Origin of the sequence: Campylobacter sp. BCW_6463 (genome assembly GCF_001762785.1) — a bacterium.
In the GTDB taxonomy this organism is placed as follows: domain Bacteria; phylum Campylobacterota; class Campylobacteria; order Campylobacterales; family Campylobacteraceae; genus Campylobacter_D; species Campylobacter_D jejuni.
In genome coordinates this window covers 1-18,505 of the sequence record NZ_MJXL01000056.1, presented here as the reverse complement: position 1 = coordinate 18,505, position 18,505 = coordinate 1, and the positions used below count along the sequence as shown (strand labels likewise).

Here is an 18,505-nt window from a genome sequence, read left to right as displayed (position 1 = left end):
TTATAAACCCCATTTTTTCGCTAAAGCATCAATTTCACTTTTATGTTCTTTTACAAAATCATCAACATATTTTGCAAAAGCTGGATCATCTTTTTTGGTTACAATACCATAACTTTGTGGTTCAAAACTATCTGGTAAAATTTCACTTTTATCATCCACATAACCTAACAATATTGATTTGTCTACAGAAAACGCATCAACTCTTTTAGCATCTAAAGCAGCTTTTATACTTGGATAATCAGGAAATTCACTAAATTTAACATCGACACCAATTTTTTTAGCAGCTTCACCTATAGCTTTTTTTGTAGTTGCAGCTTGAGCTACTCCAATATTTGCACCTTTCATATCAGCTAAAGATTTATAATTTTTTTCTTTTAAAACTAAAAGCCCTATAGCATCTTGATAATAAGGTTCTGAGAAATTATAAATTCTTTTTCTCTCTGGAGTAATAGTAAAAGTTGCTATCACTGCATCTACACTACCATTATCAAGCAAAGGGCCTCTTGTTTTAGCATTAACTGCGACTAGTTTTATTTTTTTATCATCACCTAATATACTTTTAGCTAGCAATTTGGCAACATCTACTTCAAAACCTTTAATTTCACCTGTTGCTTGATCAAGTAAAGCATAATGTGGAACATCATTTTTAACACCAACTATTAATTGTCCTTTAGATTTAATAGACTCAAGTTTACCTTCTGCTGCATTAGCATTACTGAATGCAACACAAGCACCTAGAGCAAAAACTGCCAACTTTAATAAAGATTTTCTAAAAACCATTTTTTCTCCTTTCAATTTTGGTTAATTTTTAAGAATTTTCCCTAAAAAGAGTCGCGCTCGTTCGGTTTTTGGATTTGAGAAAAATTCACTAGGAATATTTTCTTCCACAATAGCGCCATCTTCCATAAAAATAATCCTATCTGCTACTTCTTTTGCAAAACCCATTTCGTGTGTAACAACCACCATGGTAGTATTGCTTTGGTGTGAAATTTCTTTCATTACATCTAAAACCTCTTGTATGGTTTCTGGATCAAGGGCTGAAGTAGGTTCATCAAATAAAATATAGGGTTTTTTAGTACAAAGTGATCTTGCTATAGCAACGCGCTGTTGTTGTCCGCCTGAAAGGGTTGCTGGATAAACATTTGCTTTATCCACTAAACCTACGACTTTTAAATACTTAAAAGCTGTTTCTTCAGCTTCTTTTTTAGATTTTTTTTGAAGTTTCATTGGAGCTAAGGTTAAATTTTGCAAAACCGTCATATGTGGATATAAATTAAAATGCTGAAAAACCATTGCACAATATTTTCGACAAATTTCAATTTTATTTTTATGATTTAAAACAAGATTGTTAACTACGACCTCTCCTGAACTAACTTCTTCAAGCCCATTCATGCAACGGATAGTTGTACTTTTTCCACTTCCACTTGGACCTATAATAACAAGCTTCTCACCTTCTTTAACAGAAAGATTAATATTCTTTAGAACATGATGAGTTCCGTAGTATTTGTTTACATTTTTTAATTCAATCAAGTTTTTTCCTTTATTTTTAACTAAATATAAAATTAATTAAAATTATTTTATCATTAAATAAAGAAAACTACTTCAAAATGTAACTTATTTTTACTAATAAATTTCTAAAGTGTAACTTTTAGTAATTTTTAGAATTCATACTTTTTCATAGTAAACACCTCTTGGAGAGAAAATCTTTTTAAAATAAATAGTCTCTGGAATTAAATCAGCATTGCCAACATAAAGCCTTCCTTTATCATTTAAAATTCTATGAAATCTCTCCATAAGTTTTAGTTTTGATTCATGATCAAAATAAATAATCATATTTCTAGAAGCTATAATATCAAATTTTCCCAATCTTGAAAATTTTTCTTCAAAAACATTGCAAAGTTCAAATTTACAAGTACAAAGCTCATTTTTATTAATAGTATAAAATTTATCTTCGCTTTCTAAAAAAAACCTTCTTTTTTCACTCTCGCTCAATCGCTGTAAAGTTCTTCCTTGATATTTTCCAAGTTTTGCTTTTTCAATCACGCTTGAATTAATATCAATGCCTAAAACATACATATCTTTAATAAAATTCTGTGCAGCCAATAATGCCAAAGAATATACCTCTTCTCCACTTGAACAAGGGGCGCTTAGGATATTTACTCTCTTTTCTAAGCTTTTGGCATAATAAATTATTTCTTTCAATTGAGCCAATTCTCTTAAAAAATAAGTTTCACCTATGGTTACAAAATCTAAAGTTTCTTGTTTAAGTTGTCTATTACTTTTTAATTTTCCCAAAAATTCGGAAAAATTTTTAGTATTAGTTCCTTCAAGAAATTTATTCAACTTTAAAGCTAATATATTTTTTTTATCGGTTAAATCAATACCGCTCATTTCGTTGATAATTTTTATAAATTCATTAAGTTCTAATTCGCTAGGAGTTATTTTTTTTTCCATGTAATTTTCCTTTTATTAATCCTGATCAATAAAATTTATAATTTCTTTTTTAATTTCTTTTAAGCTCATAGGTTTTAAATGTGGATTCATATCTTTCGCTCTTTTTGGCATACCATAAACGACGCTATCTGCCTCATTCTCACATAAACATCTAACCCCTGTTTTATAAAGCTCAAATAAACCTTTTGCGCCATCATCTCCCATACCCGTTAAAATAATAGCAAGTATTTTATTTGTTTTTGCCAAAGAAACAGCGGAATGAAAAAGCAAATCTACACTTGGCTTAAAACTTGATACCACATCTTGCCAAGAGGCTACAATATTTAAATTTCCAGATAAAATAGTATTTTTAGGGCAAATATAAATTTTATTGCTTAATATCTCTTTATCGTTCAATAAGCACACTTCACTAAAAGCCTCTTTATTAAATTGCCCCACAAAAGATGGAATAAAACTAACACTCATGTGTTGAGCTATAACTACACAAGTATTTTTTATATCAATATCCTTTAAAAGAAATTTAAGCTGATTAGGACCACCTGTTGAAGATCCTATGAGTATGAGCTTCATTTTCTTCTCCCCTTAATTTATTGAAATTTTATTTTTCTTGTCGCAAATTCTAACATATATAAAGAAAAATAAAGCTTATTTTTAAAAAAAGAAAAGCTGTTTTTATGATTTAATATGATAAGATTAGATTTTTATCTTATTTTATATAGTAATTAGGAAACCAATGCTTAGGGAAAAAATTTATATTGCTAGTGATCATGCTGGTTTTGAATTAAAAGAAAAAATTTGCGTATTTTTAAAAGAAAAAAATATAATTTTTAACGATTTAGGAACAAACACTTGCGCAAGCTGTGATTATCCTGATTATGCACATTTACTTGCCGAAAAAATAGACAAACGAAGCTTTGGCATTCTTATTTGTGGAAGTGGAATTGGAATTTCTATTGCAGCAAATCGTCATAAAAACATTCGCTGCGCATTATGCCATGAAAGCTTAAGTGCGGAACTTGCAAGAAGACATAATGATGCCAATGTTTTGGCATTAGGTGGAAGATTAATCGGGATTGAATTAGCTACAGATATTATAGAAAAATTCATTCAAACTCCTTTTGAAGAAGGGAGACATATGCAAAGAATTCAAAAAATTGAGGTAAAAATATAATGTTTACAAACTGGCTTGTTTTAACTATATTAATTTGTGCAACTATCTATCTGATTGTAATGTTGTTTTACTATAAAACTCTACTTAATAAAGAAAAAACATCAAAAGATTTTATCAAAAACAATCTTGATGATACTGAGATTGTTATTAGAAAACTACAAATCCAACTTCAAAGAAGTCTTGGAAATATAGATATACTCACAGAAGAGCTTAATAAAATCAAAGCAGACCTTACATCTTTAAGAACTAGAAATTCTCAATATCGTTTAGAAAATGACAAACTAAGACAAAGAATTAAAGAATTAGAAGCAAAAATCGAGGCATTATTATGATAAAACTAACACAAGAAGAACAAAAATACCTGCTTGATAGCATTAGAATTATTGCTGATTTTCCAAAAAAAGGAATTATTTTTAGAGATATTACCACTCTACTAAATAACAAAGAGGCTTTAAATTTTCTACTTAAACATTTAAAAGAACGTTACAAAGATTACAATCTAGACTTCATAGCAGGAACAGAAAGCAGAGGATTTATCTTTGCATCTATGATTTGTGCAAAACTTAATCTTCCTTTTGTGCCTATTAGAAAACCTGGAAAACTCCCTTTTGAAACCTTTAGCTGCGAATATGATCTTGAATATGGCAGCGATAAAGTAGAACTTCATAAAGATGCATTTAAAAATATTCAAAATGCAAAGGTTTTACTTGTAGATGATTTAATAGCAACTGGCGGAACAGCTATAGCTTCGTATGAACTTATTCAAAAAGCTGGAGCAAAATGCGTTGAAGCTTGTTTTTTAATGAATCTTAAAGATTTAAATGGAGCAAATAAACTTGAAAAACTTACTTCAGTTTATAGTGTTTTAGAAATTTAAAACTATAGAAAGGCGCAAATGGAAGAATTTTTAAAAAATTTACTTTACCAATACAAAGATCTAGCATATATTATTATTTTTTTATGGTGTATTTTAGAAGGGGAGTTGGCTTTAATTTTGGCAGGTATTTTTGCCCATCAAGGACATGTAAATTTAGGCTTTGTTATATTTATAGCAGGACTTGGTGGTTTTGTAGGCGATCAAATTTATTTCTATATAGGAAGATATAATAAACGCTACATACAAAAAAAATTAAAAACCCAAAGGCGTAAATTTGCAGTAGCACACTTACTTTTACAACGTTTTGGTTGGCCTATTATTTTTATACAACGCTATATGTATGGCTTTAGAACCATTATACCTATGAGTATAGGAGTCACGCGTTATAGTGCAAAAAAATTTGCTATTATCAATCTTTTTAGTGCTTGGGTTTGGGCATCAATCACTATACTTTTAGCTTGGTATTTTGGAGAACAAATTTGGAAGATGGTGACTTGGGCTGAAGAACATTGGTATTATGCAGCCATTATTATTATAGCTTTTTTATCCCTTTTATTATTTGGTTTTAAACAAATGGAAAAAGCTATACTTAAAGATAAAAGGAAAAAATCATGAAATTTGAATTAAACGATAAAAAACTAGATGCTATAAAAGCAGACTTTGAACTTATTTTTATACAGGATAAAAATTTAAAAAATTTTAACAAAGAAAAAGATTTTTTTAAACTTAATAATTACAAAGGCGAAGGTGTATTACTAGACTTAAACAATAAAAAGCTTTATTTAGAGCTTAAAAGCCTTGCTTATGAGGATATAAGATTAAGTCTTTGCACAGCATATAAAACTCTTGAAAAGCTTAATATAAAAAGCGTAAAACTTCCTAGCATAATAGGAGATTGTGTAGTTAGAAGTTTTACATCTTTAGTTGAAGGCGTACTTTTTGGAGCTTATAAATTTGATAAATATAAAAGCGAGAAAAAAACAAGCACTTTGGAAAAATTTATTATTTCAAGCGAAGAATTAAATGGTAAGAAATTTAATAAAGATGAAGCTAAGATAGGCTTGGAGCGTGGAGAAATTTTAGCTAATGCCACAAATTTTACTAAAAATATAGTCAATGAAATTCCTGAAATTTACACCCCTTTAAAAATGGCAGAAGATGCGCAAAATTTAGCTAAAGAAAATAAAAACATTATTTGTAAAATTTATGATGAAAAATTTTTGGCCAAAGAAAAAATGAATGCTTTTTTGGCAGTCAATCGTGCCTCGGTACATCCACCACGCCTCATTCATCTAAGCTATAAAGCCAAAAATGCAAAAAAACGTGTTGTATTTGTTGGAAAAGGCTTAACTTACGATTGCGGTGGATTAAGCTTAAAACCAGCTGATTTTATGCTTACAATGAAAGCTGATAAAAGCGGTGCAGCAGCAGCAATGGGGATCATAAAAGCCGTAGCCGAGCTTGCTTTAGATTTAGAAGTGCATTGTATTTTAGGTGCAACTGAAAATATGATAGGCGGCAATGCTTATAAGCCTGATGATGTGTTAATCAGTCGCGAAGGCGTAAGTATAGAAGTAAGAAATACAGATGCAGAAGGACGCTTGGTTTTAGCTGATTGTCTTTCTTTTGCACAAGATTTAAAACCTGATTTACTTATCGATATGGCAACACTTACTGGAGCTTGTGTTGTAGGACTTGGAGAATTTACAAGTGCTATTATGGGAAACAATGAAGAATTGCAAAATGATTTTTATCTAAGCTCTAAAAAAAGTGGAGAATATACTACAATCTTACACTTTAACCCCCACTTAAGAGAACTTATAAAATCAAATATTGCCGATATTAGCAACACTGCCTCTAGTCGCTATGGAGGCGCAATTACCGCGGGGTTATTTTTAGATAAATTTATTCGTAAAGAATATAAAGACAAATGGTTACATCTTGACATAGCAGGACCTGCTTATACGGAAAAATCTTGGGGATATTCTAGTTTTGGTGCAGGTGGAGCTGGAGTTAGAATGTGTGTTAATTATTTAATTCAAATTTTAAGGAAATCTAAATGAGTTTAAGCGTAGGTATAGTAGGACTTCCAAATGTTGGCAAATCAACGACTTTTAATGCTTTAACTAAAGCACAAAATGCCCAAAGTGCAAACTATCCTTTTTGCACTATAGAGCCTAACAAAGCCATGGTTGAAGTTCCTGACTTAAGACTTAATGAACTTGCTAAAATCGTAAAACCTGAAAGAATTATGCATTCTTTAATAGAATTTGTAGATATCGCTGGACTTGTTAAAGGTGCAAGTAAGGGTGAAGGCTTAGGAAATAAATTTCTTTCAAATATACGCGAAACTGAGGTTATTTTACACATAGTGCGTTGTTTTGATGAAGAAAATATCACCCATGTTGAAGGTGGAGTTAATCCTTTGCGTGATGTAGAAATTATCAATACAGAACTTATTTTAGCAGATATTGAACAACTTAGTAAAAAAATAGAAAAACTCACCAAAGAAACCAAAGCCAACCAAAAGGGTGCTAAAGAAAGCCTCGAACTTGCAAATTCTTTACTTGATCATTTAAACAAAGGCTTAGCTGCAAGTTCTTATCCTGAAAAAGAAAGCGAAATTTATCAAGCCTTAATCAAAGAATTAAGACTGCTTTCTGCTAAAGAAGTGATTTATGGTGCAAATGTTGATGAAAATGGTATTAGTGAAGATAATGATTATGTAAAAGCTTTAAAAGAATATGCTAAAAAAAATGATCATGAAGTTATCAAGCTTTGTGCAAAAATCGAAGAAGAATTAGTAGGATTAAGTGATGAAGAAAGTCGTGAATTTTTAAGTTCTCTAGGAGTTAACGAAAGCGGTCTTGATCAAATCATACGCACTGCTTTTACTAAGCTTGGACTGATCAGTTATTTTACCGCTGGTGTAGTTGAAGTGCGTTCTTGGACAATCAAAAAAGGCTGGAAAGCACCAAAAGCAGCGAGCGTGATTCATAATGACTTTGAAAAAGGCTTTATAAAAGCTGAAGTTATTTCCTATGAAGACTATATCCAATACAAAGGCGAAAATGGCGCCAAAGAAGCAGGAAAGCTACGCCTTGAAGGAAAAGACTATATCGTTTTAGATGGCGATGTAATGCATTTTAGATTCAATGTTTAGGCAAAATAGCCTAAACAATATTTATATTTTTTTAATAAATTCTTGTAAAATTTGAATTTGCTTTTCTACGCTTGTAGTAGAACTTGAGCCTTCACTTTGTTTAGAATTTAAAGAAATTTCAAAATTTAAAAGCTCTATAGCTTTTTCATCAAATATAGGATCTATTTTTGAAAGATCTTTAATTTCGCTTATATCAATGCCTTGTATTTCAGCTTGTGCAACAACATTTCCTACTATAAAATGTGCCTTTCTAAAAGGAATATTTTTTTCACGCACTAAATAATCCGCCAAATCAGTAGCCAATAAATGACCTTTTTTGCAAGCATTAAGCATATTTTCTTTATTAATTCGTATTTCTTTTAACATTGCATTTAAGATGATTAAACTATCTTTAGCGGTTTTTACACTATCAAAAAGCCCTTCTTTATCTTCTTGCATATCTTTATTGTAAGCTAAAGGTAGAGCTTTCATTATAGTTAAAAGAGAAATCAGATTTCCATAGACACGCCCTGTTTTTCCGCGTATAAGTTCACAAACATCGGGATTTTTTTTCTGAGGCATGATAGAACTTCCTGTTGAAAAACTATCACTTATGGATATAAAAGAAAATTCCGAACTTGAAAATAAAATCATTTCCTCGCAAAGTCTTGAAGTGTGTGTAAAAATAACTGCTATATCATAAAGTAAATCAAGAGCAAAATCTCTATCACTCACTCCATCCATAGCATTTGGCATAATATCTTTAAATCCTAAAATTTTAGCGTTCAACTCACGATTGGTGGCATAGCTTGTTCCTGCACACGCACAAGACCCAAGTGGCGAAAAATCAGCGAGTTCTAGACTATTTTGCAAACGCTTAATATCTCGCATTAGCATAAAAGCATAAGCTAAAATATAAAAAGAAAAACTCACAGGCTGAGCGTGTTGTAAATGTGTAAAACTTGGCATAATAGTTTTTTTATGCACTTTGGCATGTTTGAGCATGGTTTGAATCAATTCTTTTAAAAGCTTTATAAGTTCAATATGAGATTTTTTGACAAAAAGTTTAAAATCAGTAGCCACTTGATCATTTCTACTTCTTGCAGTATGAAGTCTTCCACCAATTTCACTACCTATAAGCTCGCTTAAACGCTTTTCTATAGCCATATGAATATCTTCATCTTTAATATCAAAAATAAATTTGCCTTGCTCTATTTCACTTCTAACCTGCTCTAAACCTTTTATAATAGCATCTAATTCTTCTTTTTTTAAAATACCACAACTTTCAAGCATTGTAGCGTGTGCTATAGAACCTTGTATATCTTCATTGAACAAAGTTTTATCTACATTTAAACTTGCATTAAATTCTTTTAAAAGCTCATCACTTGCACTACTAAAGCGTCCTGACCACATTTCATTTTTCATTTAAATGCCTTAAATTTTTGGTCCAAATTTGCTAAATTCAATGCCTTCTTTGACATCTTCGTAACGTTTAAAATTTTGTATAAACATATGTGCTAATTTATCTCTTGTTGCAATATAATTATTTTTATCTGACCAAGTATTTATAGGATTTAAAAGCGTGCTTTCTACACCTTCTAAAGCTTTTGGAATAGCTAAATCAAACACTTCAAAATTTTCAAATTCGCATTTTGCAATACTTCCATCTAGAATAGCATTAATGCAAGCCCTAGTAGCCTTAATACTCATTCTTTTACCCACACCGTAGCTTCCACCGCTCCAGCCTGTATTAACAAGATAAACATTAGCTTCATGCTTTTCAATCTTTTCACCAAGTAATCTCGCATAAACCGTTGGATGCAAAGGCATAAAAGGTTCTCCAAAACAAGCTGAAAAAGTTGCTTGAGGTTCTAAAATACCACGCTCAGTTCCAGCTACTTTTGCTGTATAACCACTTAAAAAATAATACATAGCCTGCTCTTTGCTTAGTTTACTTACTGGAGGTAAAATTCCAAAAGCATCTGCACTTAAAAATATAATATTTTTTGGATGCCCTGCTTTTAGACTAGGCTCATGATTTTCAATATGCTCTATAGGATAAGAAACTCTTGTATTTTCTGTTTTTGAAGCATCAGCATAATCAACACTCTTATCGGCTCTTAAAACTACATTTTCTAAAAGTGCATTTCTTTTAATGGCACCATAAATTTCAGGCTCATGTTCAGGATCGAGATTGATTGTTTTTGCGTAACAACCACCCTCAAAATTAAATACACCTTCATCATCCCAACCATGTTCGTCATCACCTATAAGTTTTCTTTTTGGATCGGTTGAGAGTGTAGTTTTTCCAGTGCCACTAAGTCCAAAGAAAAGTGCTACATCACCTTTTTCTCCGACATTTGCACTACAATGCATAGAAAGTTTATTTTCTAGTGGCAACCAATAATTCATCATAGAAAAAATACCTTTTTTCATTTCTCCGCCATACCAAGTTCCACCAATAACTGCTATATTTTCTTCAACATTAAAGATTACAAAAACCTCTGAATTTAAACCATCTTGTTTGTAATCTTCATTGATACATTTGCAAGCATTATAAACAATAAAATCTGCTTTAAAATTCTCAAGTTCTTCTTGACTTGGGCGAATAAACATATTTTTAACAAAATGCGCTTGCCATGCAATTTCAGTAACAAATCTTACTGCTTTGCGACTTTGCAAAGAAGCGCCACAAAAAGCATCTTGAACATAAATTTTCTTTCCACTTAATTCTTGTTTTGCTTTGGTCAAAAGCTTATCAAATAATTCTTTTGTAATGGGCTGATTTACCTTTCCCCAAGCAATATACTTACTAGATGGATCTTGTTTTACAAAATATTTATCTTTAGGACTTCTACCTGTAAAAATCCCTGTATCTACACAAAAAGTATCATTATCCGTACTTAAACCTTCATTATTTGCTTTTTCATGAGCATTTAATTCATCATAACTTAAATTATGAAAAATTTCTTTTATATTATCCAAACCTAAATTATCAAATTTTTTCATCTTTCCCTCACTTTAATTCTTATAGATAGCTAATACTTCGCCTTCGTTAACAGTATCGCCTATTTTAATACAAAGCTCTGAAATAATTCCATCTTTTGGAGCATTAACCTCAATCTCCATTTTCATTGCTTCTAAAACCATGATGGCTTGACCTGATTTTACTTCTTCACCTTCGTTAACATAAATTTTAAAGACATTACCTGAAATACCTGCTAAAACTTCATTTTCAGCATCTACAGAACTTGTTGAATTTGAAGAAACAATATTTTTATTTTCTTCTACTTTTTTTACACTTTTAACATTAACATCTTTATCAAAACCATAGCTTACCTCTACATGATATTTATTACCATTTACAGCTACGGTAAATTTGTTTTCATCTACACTCATAGGCTTTGGCATACTAGCTAATTTGCGTACATTTACCTTTGCCTCTCCTTTTAAAAATGCTATACCTTTTTCTTTACAAGCTGCTGCAATAAATATATTTTCTTCACTCGTTTCTATACTCTCTTTTTCAAGCAAGGTTTTGGTATAAACTATACTTTTACTCTCATCTTTATCAGCTATATTAATAGCAAGCTCTGTAGTAGGTTCTAAATTAAGTTGTTTTGAAGCAAGTTCAACAATATTTGCATCGGGTGTAACAGGAGTTTTTCCAAAATAACCAAGCACCATTTTTCCATAACCTTCTGCTATTTTTTTCCAAGGTCCAAACATCACATTATTAAAAGCTTGTTGAAAATAAAATTGAGAAACTGGAGTAACCGAAGTACCAAATCCACCTTTTTCTACAACTTCTCTCATAGCATGAATGACTTGTGGAAATTTATCTAAGATATTATTATCTCTCATCATTTGTGTATTTGCTGTTAAAGCTCCTCCTGGCATAGGAGAAAAAGGAATAAGTGGATTTACCATAGTAGCTTCAGGTGGTAAAAAATATTCTTTTAAACAATCTTTTAAAACTTCTTCGTATTTTAGAATTTTTTCTTCCTCAAGTCCGCCTAAATCATAATCTTTGCCTTTTAAAGCATGCATCATGGTTAAAATATCAGGCTGAGAGGTTCCGCCACTTACTGGAGCCGCAGCCAAATCGATACCATCAACCCCTGCTTCAAGTGCTGCAAGATAGCAGGCTATACTCACTCCTGCAGTTTCATGCGTATGAAGTCTAATGTGTGTATCTTGAGGTAAAATTTTTCTAGCCATTTTAATGGTTTCATAAATTTTATTTGGATTAGAAGTCCCACTTGCATCTTTGAAACAAATACTATGAAAAGGAATTTCTGCTGCTAAAATTTCTTTTAAAATTTTTTCATAAAAAGGCACATCATGGGCACCTTTACAATTTGGCGGTAAATCCATTAAAGTGATAGTAATTTCATGCTTTAACCCATGTTTTACTATACATTCACCACTAAATTTTAAATTATTTACATCATTAAGGGCATCAAAATTTCTTATCGTTGTAGTACCGTGTTTTGCAAAAAGTTTTGCATGCAAATCAATAAGTTCACTACTTCCAGTATCTAAAGTAACGGTATTGACCCCTCTTGCTAAAGTTTGAAGATTGACATCTTTTCCTACAATAGCCCTAAATCTATCCATCATGGTAAAAGCATCTTCATTAAGATAAAAATACAAGCTTTGAAATCTAGCACCACCGCCAAATTCAAAATGTGTAATGCCTGCTTCTTTTGCTGCTTCTATTGCAGGAAAAAAATCATCCATTAAAACCCTAGCTCCATAAACAGACTGAAAACCATCCCTAAAGCTTGTATCCATTACATCGATGAATTTTTTAGCCATTATTTTTCCTTAAAAAATATTTTTTCATTATTATACAAAAATTTGATAACACATTACCAAAATTATTGCTATAGGCGATATAAAACGAATAAAAAACAACCAAATTAAGAAAATTTTTCGACTTATAAATTTAGAAAAAATTTTATAAATTTGTTTTTTATTCATAAAAAAACCTACAAATATAGAGCATGCTATAGCACCAAGTGGAAGTAAAAAATTTGAAGTTAATTTATCTAATAAAGTAAAAAAATCTTTGCCAAAAAAACTAAACATAGAAAAAAAATTTAAATTTAACGACAAGATACAACAAATTCCAAAAACAAAAACAAATAAACCTATTAAAAATAGAGCTTTAGCACGAGAAATTTGATAGTTATTAATCATATAAAAAGTTAAAGGCTCTATCATTGAAACAGCTGAAGTAATACCAGCAAAAAAAAGTGCTAAGAAAAAACAAAATGCAAAAATATAGCCTAAAATCCCAAGCTGATTAAACAAACTCATCAAGGATACAAAAACAATCCCCGCTCCTTGAGTATGTGGATCGGCTCCAAATTCAAAGATAAAAGTAAAAACAATAAGTCCCATAATAAAAGAAATCAATAAGTTAATCAAAACAATATACACTGAACTTTTTATAAAATTTGTTTTTTTATCCAAGGCTGATGAATATGTAACTATACAACCTATTCCCAAGCATAAGGTAAAAAATGCAAGCCCTAAGGCTTCGGCAATAGAGCTAAATTTAAAGTGTGAAAAATCAGGATAAAATAAATAAGAAAAAGCATTTGCAAAACCTTGCTTAAATCCCATGCAATAAAACAACATAAAAACAAGCATTAAAAATAAGCTAGGCATTATAACAACGTTTAATTTTTCAATCCCTTTGATTAAACCTTTAGATACTATCAATAAAGTAAGAAAAAAAGATAAAGTGAAGAAAAAAACAGAACTTGTCAAATTTGTAGTGATTAAATTCTGAAAATTACTTGCTGCTTCATCTAAAGTTTTAGGAAGATAATAAAGACTCACTACAGTATATTTTAAAACCCATCCCATGATAACTAGATAAAAAGAGAGGACAAAAATACCACCTAACATAAAAACGCCGCCATATCGCCATCTATTGCCATATTTTATAGCAAGATTTGAATAAGCATTTGCAAGATCACTTTTACTTAAACGTCCCATAGCCACTTCAGCCAAAAAAATACTAAATCCTATAGTTAAGGTAAAAAACAAATATAAAAGCACAAAAACAAAACCACCATTTTCTGCACTTAAAGTTGGAAATTTCCAAGCATTACCTAAACCAACGGCTCCACCAGCAACAGCCAATACAAAACCGATTTTTGAAAAATATGTTCTCATTATTTTTCAAACTCACTTTAAAAAAGCGGCTATCATAACTATAACAACAGCCAAAGGGGAAATAAATCTCAAAAACACATACCAAAGTTCAAAAAATATACCGCTCATATAAGGTTCAAATAAAATTTTTAAAGCATCTTTTTTCATCACAAATCCCACAAAAATAGCTGCCAAAATTCCACCTAAAGGCATAATAACCTTGCTTGAAACACTATCAAGCAAATCAAAAAAACTCATTCCAAAAAATCCAAACTGAGTACTTTTTAAAGAAGATAAAATACACAACATTCCTAAAATATAAACAACAATTCCTATTAAAATCAAAGCTTTTTTACGGCTCATGCCAAAAGTATTAATAAGATAAAAAGCAAAAGGCTCTATCATTGAAACAGCTGAAGTAATACCAGCAAAGATTAAAGAAATAAAAAATGCTGCTCCAAAAATACAACCAATCACCCCAATTTTTTCAAATAAAGTAGCTAAGGAAATAAAAACAAGTCCTGGTCCTTGCTGATTAGGATTGTAGCCAAATTCAAAGATAAAAGTAAAAACAACCAAACCCATTAATAAACCAACTAAAAGATTGATAAAAATAATATTTAAAGTACTGGTAATAAAATTGGTTTTATCAGGCAGACTAGCAGAATAAGTAATAATCGTTCCAACGCCCAAAGAAAGACTAAAAAAAGCAAGTCCTAAGGCTTCAAGAACATTTGAAGTGTTGATTTTGGAAAAATCAGGTACAAAAAGAAATTTAACCGCCATCATAAAACCATCTTTACTAATAGCATAAACAAGCATCAAAATAAGTAAAATAAACAATGAAGGCATCATCCAAACATTTAACTTTTCAATCCCATTCTTAACACCTTTAGAAACAATATAAAAAACACATAAAAAAACCAAAGTAAAACAAATAAACTGACTTAAAAAATCCTCACTTGTAAAAAATCCAAACTGTGCTTTACTTACTTCTAGATCCATAGGCAAATTTCCAGTGATACTTAAAAACACATATTTAACTATCCAGCCAATCACCAAGGTATAAAAAGAAACTATTAAAATCGCCCCCACCATAGTAAAACCAACATAAGACCAAGCTTTTTTATTTGAAGGTGCTAACTTTTCATAGGCATTAACCGGATCTTTTTCACTAATTTTTCCTATGCTAAGCTCAGCTAAAAATATCACAAAACCTACACCTAAAGTAAGAATTATATAAAGCAAGATAAAAGCAGATCCACCACTTTGACCTACTAATGTTGGAAATTTCCAAGCATTACCCAAGCCCACCGCTGAACCTGCTACCGCTAAAATGAAACCTATTTTTGAAAATTTAGAACTCAATGTTACAACCTTAACTTAAAAATTATTTTAAAATATTATTAAAGCAAAAAAACTTTTAAGCTTTATTGAAAACAATCAAATTTAAATCAAAAATGTGAATTTTTGTAAATTTCAATAAAAATAAAGATACTTTTGGTTATAATTCGGCTTTATTTTTAAGTCTTAAGTAGGGATACGCAAGCCGAACTGATTTAAAAATTGAAAAAATTTTTTTATAGAAAGGTTAAGATAATGAAAAAAGTTCTTTTTTTATTATTAGCATGTTCAGCAGTAGCTTTTGCAGCTGAAACTAATGCTCCAGTAGAGCAAGAAGCTATTAATGTATGGATTAAAGCATTTTCAGTTCTTGCAGCAGGTTTAGGTCTTGGTGTTGCAGCACTTGGTGGTGCTATCGGTATGGGTAATACTGCAGCGGCAACAATTGCAGGAACAGCTAGAAACCCTGGCCTTGGGCCAAAATTAATGACAACTATGTTTATCGCTTTAGCGATGATTGAAGCACAAGTTATCTATGCTCTTGTTATCGCGCTAATAGCACTTTATGCAAATCCTTTTATAGTTTTACAATAAAACTTATCAAAGCCCTTTTTGGGCTTTTTTTATGCGGTTATGGTGGAATTGGTAGACACGCCATCTTGAGGGGGTGGTACGCTCTGCGTGTGCGAGTTCAAATCTCGCTAACCGCACCATCGATACTATAAACTACTATAAATATCATACTTATAAAATATCGATAAAATAGGCATTTATAGCTATATAAAGCCTAAATTAAAGTTTTTTCCGTTAAAATTCATTTCGAAACTTTTTTCCTAACTTTTCTCCTAACTTTTTATTTTTTATTCTAAAAAGTTAGGAGAAATTACCACAAGGAGTCTATTTTTAAATGCTTACACAGAAAGATATAGTAAATATTAGTCCAAAAGATAAAAAATTTTTAATTAGCGATAGTGATAATTTATTTGTATTAGTTTATCCTAGCGGCAAAAAGTCTTTTGTATTTGATTGTAAAGATCCAAAAACAAGAAAATTAAAAAGAATAACTTTGGGGCAATTTCCGCAAATATCAATTAAAGAAGCTCGAGATAAAAAAATGAGATAAAAACTTTACTAAAAACTAATGAAAGTATAAGAAAAAAAGAAGGATGTGATACAAGTTTTAGAAAAATTGCTGAACAGTATTTTCTTCAAAAAAACGACATAACAAAACGCACTCTCAATGAGTCTATTAAGCGAATGGAAAATCATTGCTATCCTATTATAGGAGATATTCCCATTAGTAATCTTAAAAGAAGCGATATTTTAAATGTTCTTGAAAAAATAAAACTACAAAAAAATCCGAAGTCGGTAAAAAAATATTTACAACATTAACTTATGCAGTTAACAAAGAGATGATTGAAAATAATATTATGCTTGGTATAAAAAGAAAGGATTTGGTCTATAACAAAAAAACAAGACATTTTGCGACTATTACGGAAGTTTCAAAAATTAAAGAATTAATTGAAAATATTATTTATATACAATGTGATACAAATACAAAAATGGCAATCTTATTGTCGCTTCTTACTGCGCAAAGAAGTTTTAGCATAAGAAATGCTGCTTGGGAAGATATTGATTTAGAAAATGGCTTGTGGAACATACCTGCTTCAAAAATGAAAATGAAAAAAGCGCATTGTATACATCTAAGTGATATTGCAGTGCAATTATTAAAAGAATACAAACAAATAAGTCATCATGATCTTTTATTTAAATCCATTAAACAAAAAAGAAAGGCGATGGACTAAATGAGATCTTGAGTGATAATACAGTAAGAATGGTATTTAGAAGAATGGGATATTCAAATGAAGATTTTACTCCACATGGTTTTAGATCTATGTTTAGTACTCTAGCTCACGAAAATATTCAAAAACATCAGTTTAGTAGCAATATTATAGAAATGTGTTTGGCACATACGGAAAAAAATAAGGTTAAAGCTTCATATAATTTTGCACAAAATTTAAAAGAGAGAAGGGAGTTGATGCAATGGTATAGTGATTATTTGTGCGAAATATGCCCAAAATTAAAAGATTTTATTTTACTTGATTTTATATAAAAAGGAATAATATGAAAAACAAATATTTAAAAGAAGCATTCACTCGGGCGGGGGGTGAATTTCTTGAAAATAAAGAAAATAAAGAAAATAGAGAAAATAGAGAAAATAAAGAAAATAGAGAAAAACTCATAAAAACCCTAATCATACACTTAAATTCTTATTTAGAGGCTGAAAGTAATCTACAAAAAATCAAGATTTTAGTCAAAATATATCAAAATTTACAAAAATGTAGCCGAACTCCTGATCTTATTGACATAGAAGAACTTGAATTTAACAAAGAAGACATTTTCGAAGAATTATTTTATGCTTTAGGCGGTTTAGGAGGTATGTATTCCGTAGAAATAATACAATCAAGAATTGCAAATTTCATCAAAATACTTGGCGGAGAACCTAAACTTTTATTAGAAAGATTCACAGCATAGACTTCAAAAAGAAGTCTATGCAAATACTCAATTTTAGAAAAATTAATTATTCAATAACGCAGCTTTTATTGTATCATTTGTTGCTTTGGCATATATAGTGGTAGTATTTAGATTTGCATGTCTTAGAATTTTTTGTATGACCACAAGGTTTGTTCCTTTGGCTGTTAATCTCATGGCTAAAGTGTGTCTAAGCAAATGAAGTCCTTTTTTGCTGATCAAAGCTTTAGCGTAAATATTATTTACAATCAAAAAAGCATTGCTTCTATTTAAATGTTTTCCTATGCTAGTTTGCATTATGTAATCATGATCTTGGATATTTTCTTTAAAATATTCAAGCTCATCATCTACTTCTTTTTTAATAAATGCAAATTGTTCTTTACCACCCTTGCCTATTATGGATATTTTTAATATTTCATCATCAACCTCTTCAAAATCACAAAGTTTTACATTTAAAGCTTCAGAAATTCTAAGTCCTCCATAAAGCATAAGTTTTATCAGTAAAGAGTTTCTAAAACTATTATAAACTTCTTTTTTTGCTTTTTCTTTCTCTAAAACATTATTTAGCCTTATAATTTCATTTTCATTAAGATAATTTAATTTTTCTTCTGATTTTTCTGTTCTAAATCTAATTTTCTTCATATCAAAGGAAAAAATAAACAAATCATCATTATTATCGCTTATAAAAAAAGCTAGTTAATACTCTCAAATAAGTTATTTTTGTTTTTTTGATAGTTTATTGCCATTTTTTGAATTATTTTCTAAATAATTAAGAAAATTGACTAAAAAAGTCGTTTTTATATCGTTTATTTGC

General features: G+C 30.2%; 21 protein-coding genes, 1 tRNA gene and 1 pseudogene. 13 read left to right on the top strand and 10 right to left on the bottom strand.

What is annotated here, in order from left to right:
• The 4 genes from peb1A to AJ884_RS06275 form a co-directional block, all read right to left on the bottom strand.
• Positions 1–780, bottom strand: coding sequence for a bifunctional adhesin/ABC transporter aspartate/glutamate-binding protein PEB1a (peb1A, locus tag AJ884_RS06290; protein WP_044780510.1), 780 nt, complete (start codon positions 778–780; stop codon positions 1–3).
• Between the two features lie 21 nt (positions 781–801).
• A complete protein-coding gene (locus AJ884_RS06285) occupies positions 802–1,530 on the bottom strand; it encodes an amino acid ABC transporter ATP-binding protein (protein ID WP_002865902.1) in 729 nt (242 codons plus the stop codon).
• A gap of 135 nt (positions 1,531–1,665) precedes the next feature.
• Positions 1,666–2,454: a CheR family methyltransferase gene (locus tag AJ884_RS06280; RefSeq protein WP_070276240.1), complete on the bottom strand. Its 789-nt coding sequence runs from the start codon at positions 2,452–2,454 to the stop codon at positions 1,666–1,668.
• A 15-nt stretch (positions 2,455–2,469) separates the two neighbouring features.
• A complete protein-coding gene (locus tag AJ884_RS06275; protein WP_002861616.1) occupies positions 2,470–3,024 on the bottom strand; it encodes a CheB methylesterase domain-containing protein in 555 nt (184 codons plus the stop codon).
• Between the two features lie 163 nt (positions 3,025–3,187).
• Between AJ884_RS06275 and rpiB the strand changes: the two genes are divergently transcribed.
• The 6 genes from rpiB to ychF are packed head-to-tail and all read left to right on the top strand — an operon-like array spanning position 3,188 to position 7,665.
• Positions 3,188–3,625, top strand: coding sequence for a ribose 5-phosphate isomerase B (rpiB, locus tag AJ884_RS06270; RefSeq protein ID WP_002861617.1), 438 nt, complete (start codon positions 3,188–3,190; stop codon positions 3,623–3,625).
• Positions 3,625–3,957 carry a membrane protein gene (locus AJ884_RS06265; RefSeq protein ID WP_002853247.1) on the top strand — a complete coding sequence of 111 codons (333 nt, stop codon included), beginning with the start codon at positions 3,625–3,627 and terminating at the stop codon, positions 3,955–3,957. Before rpiB ends, AJ884_RS06265 begins: the two co-directional genes overlap by 1 nt.
• Positions 3,954–4,502, top strand: a complete 549-nt coding sequence (gene apt / locus AJ884_RS06260; RefSeq protein ID WP_044779227.1) for an adenine phosphoribosyltransferase — start codon at positions 3,954–3,956, stop codon at positions 4,500–4,502. Before AJ884_RS06265 ends, apt begins: the two co-directional genes overlap by 4 nt.
• An 18-nt stretch (positions 4,503–4,520) precedes the next feature.
• Positions 4,521–5,117, top strand: a complete 597-nt coding sequence (locus AJ884_RS06255) for a DedA family protein (protein WP_002861619.1) — start codon at positions 4,521–4,523, stop codon at positions 5,115–5,117.
• Positions 5,114–6,565: a leucyl aminopeptidase gene (locus tag AJ884_RS06250; RefSeq protein WP_044779226.1), complete on the top strand. Its 1,452-nt coding sequence runs from the start codon at positions 5,114–5,116 to the stop codon at positions 6,563–6,565. The genes AJ884_RS06255 and AJ884_RS06250 overlap by 4 nt, the downstream gene beginning before the upstream one ends.
• Positions 6,562–7,665, top strand: a complete 1,104-nt coding sequence (ychF, locus tag AJ884_RS06245; protein ID WP_004305979.1) for a redox-regulated ATPase YchF — start codon at positions 6,562–6,564, stop codon at positions 7,663–7,665. The genes AJ884_RS06250 and ychF overlap by 4 nt, the downstream gene beginning before the upstream one ends.
• Before the next feature lie 21 nt (positions 7,666–7,686).
• On the opposite strand, the gene argH is transcribed toward ychF, so the two are convergent.
• From argH to AJ884_RS06220, 5 genes are read right to left on the bottom strand one after another with little or no spacing between them, the layout of a single operon-like run.
• A complete protein-coding gene (gene argH, locus AJ884_RS06240) occupies positions 7,687–9,069 on the bottom strand; it encodes an argininosuccinate lyase (RefSeq protein WP_070276238.1) in 1,383 nt (460 codons plus the stop codon).
• A gap of 9 nt (positions 9,070–9,078) precedes the next feature.
• Positions 9,079–10,653 (bottom strand): phosphoenolpyruvate carboxykinase (ATP), encoded by a 1,575-nt coding sequence (pckA, locus tag AJ884_RS06235; RefSeq protein WP_004305981.1) that lies wholly within the window; start codon positions 10,651–10,653, stop codon positions 9,079–9,081.
• 12 nt (positions 10,654–10,665) lie between these two features.
• Positions 10,666–12,465, bottom strand: coding sequence for a biotin/lipoyl-containing protein (locus AJ884_RS06230; protein ID WP_070233360.1), 1,800 nt, complete (start codon positions 12,463–12,465; stop codon positions 10,666–10,668).
• Positions 12,466–12,495: 30 nt separating this feature from the next.
• Positions 12,496–13,836 (bottom strand): sodium-dependent transporter, encoded by a 1,341-nt coding sequence (locus tag AJ884_RS06225; RefSeq protein ID WP_044779224.1) that lies wholly within the window; start codon positions 13,834–13,836, stop codon positions 12,496–12,498.
• A 12-nt stretch (positions 13,837–13,848) separates the two neighbouring features.
• Positions 13,849–15,183: a sodium-dependent transporter gene (locus tag AJ884_RS06220; RefSeq protein ID WP_044779223.1), complete on the bottom strand. Its 1,335-nt coding sequence runs from the start codon at positions 15,181–15,183 to the stop codon at positions 13,849–13,851.
• 231 nt (positions 15,184–15,414) lie between these two features.
• Between AJ884_RS06220 and AJ884_RS06215 the strand changes: the two genes are divergently transcribed.
• The 7 genes from AJ884_RS06215 (at position 15,415) to AJ884_RS06200 (ending at position 17,694) form a co-directional block, all read left to right on the top strand.
• Complete coding sequence (locus AJ884_RS06215; RefSeq protein WP_002861627.1) at positions 15,415–15,753, top strand: F0F1 ATP synthase subunit C; 339 nt, start codon at positions 15,415–15,417, stop codon at positions 15,751–15,753.
• Between the two features lie 33 nt (positions 15,754–15,786).
• Positions 15,787–15,872, top strand: a tRNA-Leu gene (locus AJ884_RS06210).
• A 194-nt stretch (positions 15,873–16,066) separates the two neighbouring features.
• Positions 16,067–16,282 carry an Arm DNA-binding domain-containing protein gene (locus AJ884_RS09660; RefSeq protein ID WP_002881691.1) on the top strand — a complete coding sequence of 72 codons (216 nt, stop codon included), beginning with the start codon at positions 16,067–16,069 and terminating at the stop codon, positions 16,280–16,282.
• A complete protein-coding gene (locus tag AJ884_RS10310; protein ID WP_374220172.1) occupies positions 16,279–16,551 on the top strand; it encodes a phage integrase central domain-containing protein in 273 nt (90 codons plus the stop codon). Before AJ884_RS09660 ends, AJ884_RS10310 begins: the two co-directional genes overlap by 4 nt.
• 20 nt (positions 16,552–16,571) lie before the next feature.
• Entirely contained in the window at positions 16,572–16,964 is a 393-nt protein-coding gene (locus AJ884_RS09655; RefSeq protein WP_052521783.1) for a tyrosine-type recombinase/integrase, read from the top strand.
• A gap of 8 nt (positions 16,965–16,972) precedes the next feature.
• Positions 16,973–17,272 carry a tyrosine-type recombinase/integrase gene (locus AJ884_RS09650; RefSeq protein WP_002881695.1) on the top strand — a complete coding sequence of 100 codons (300 nt, stop codon included), beginning with the start codon at positions 16,973–16,975 and terminating at the stop codon, positions 17,270–17,272.
• 11 nt (positions 17,273–17,283) lie between these two features.
• The gene (locus AJ884_RS06200) at positions 17,284–17,694 is read left to right on the top strand and encodes a hypothetical protein (protein ID WP_261660573.1); all 411 of its coding nucleotides are present in this window, start codon (positions 17,284–17,286) and stop codon (positions 17,692–17,694) included.
• A gap of 42 nt (positions 17,695–17,736) precedes the next feature.
• Here AJ884_RS06200 and AJ884_RS06195 read toward each other — a convergent pair.
• Positions 17,737–18,505 (bottom strand): annotated as a pseudogene (locus tag AJ884_RS06195) (tyrosine-type recombinase/integrase); the annotation flags it as partial.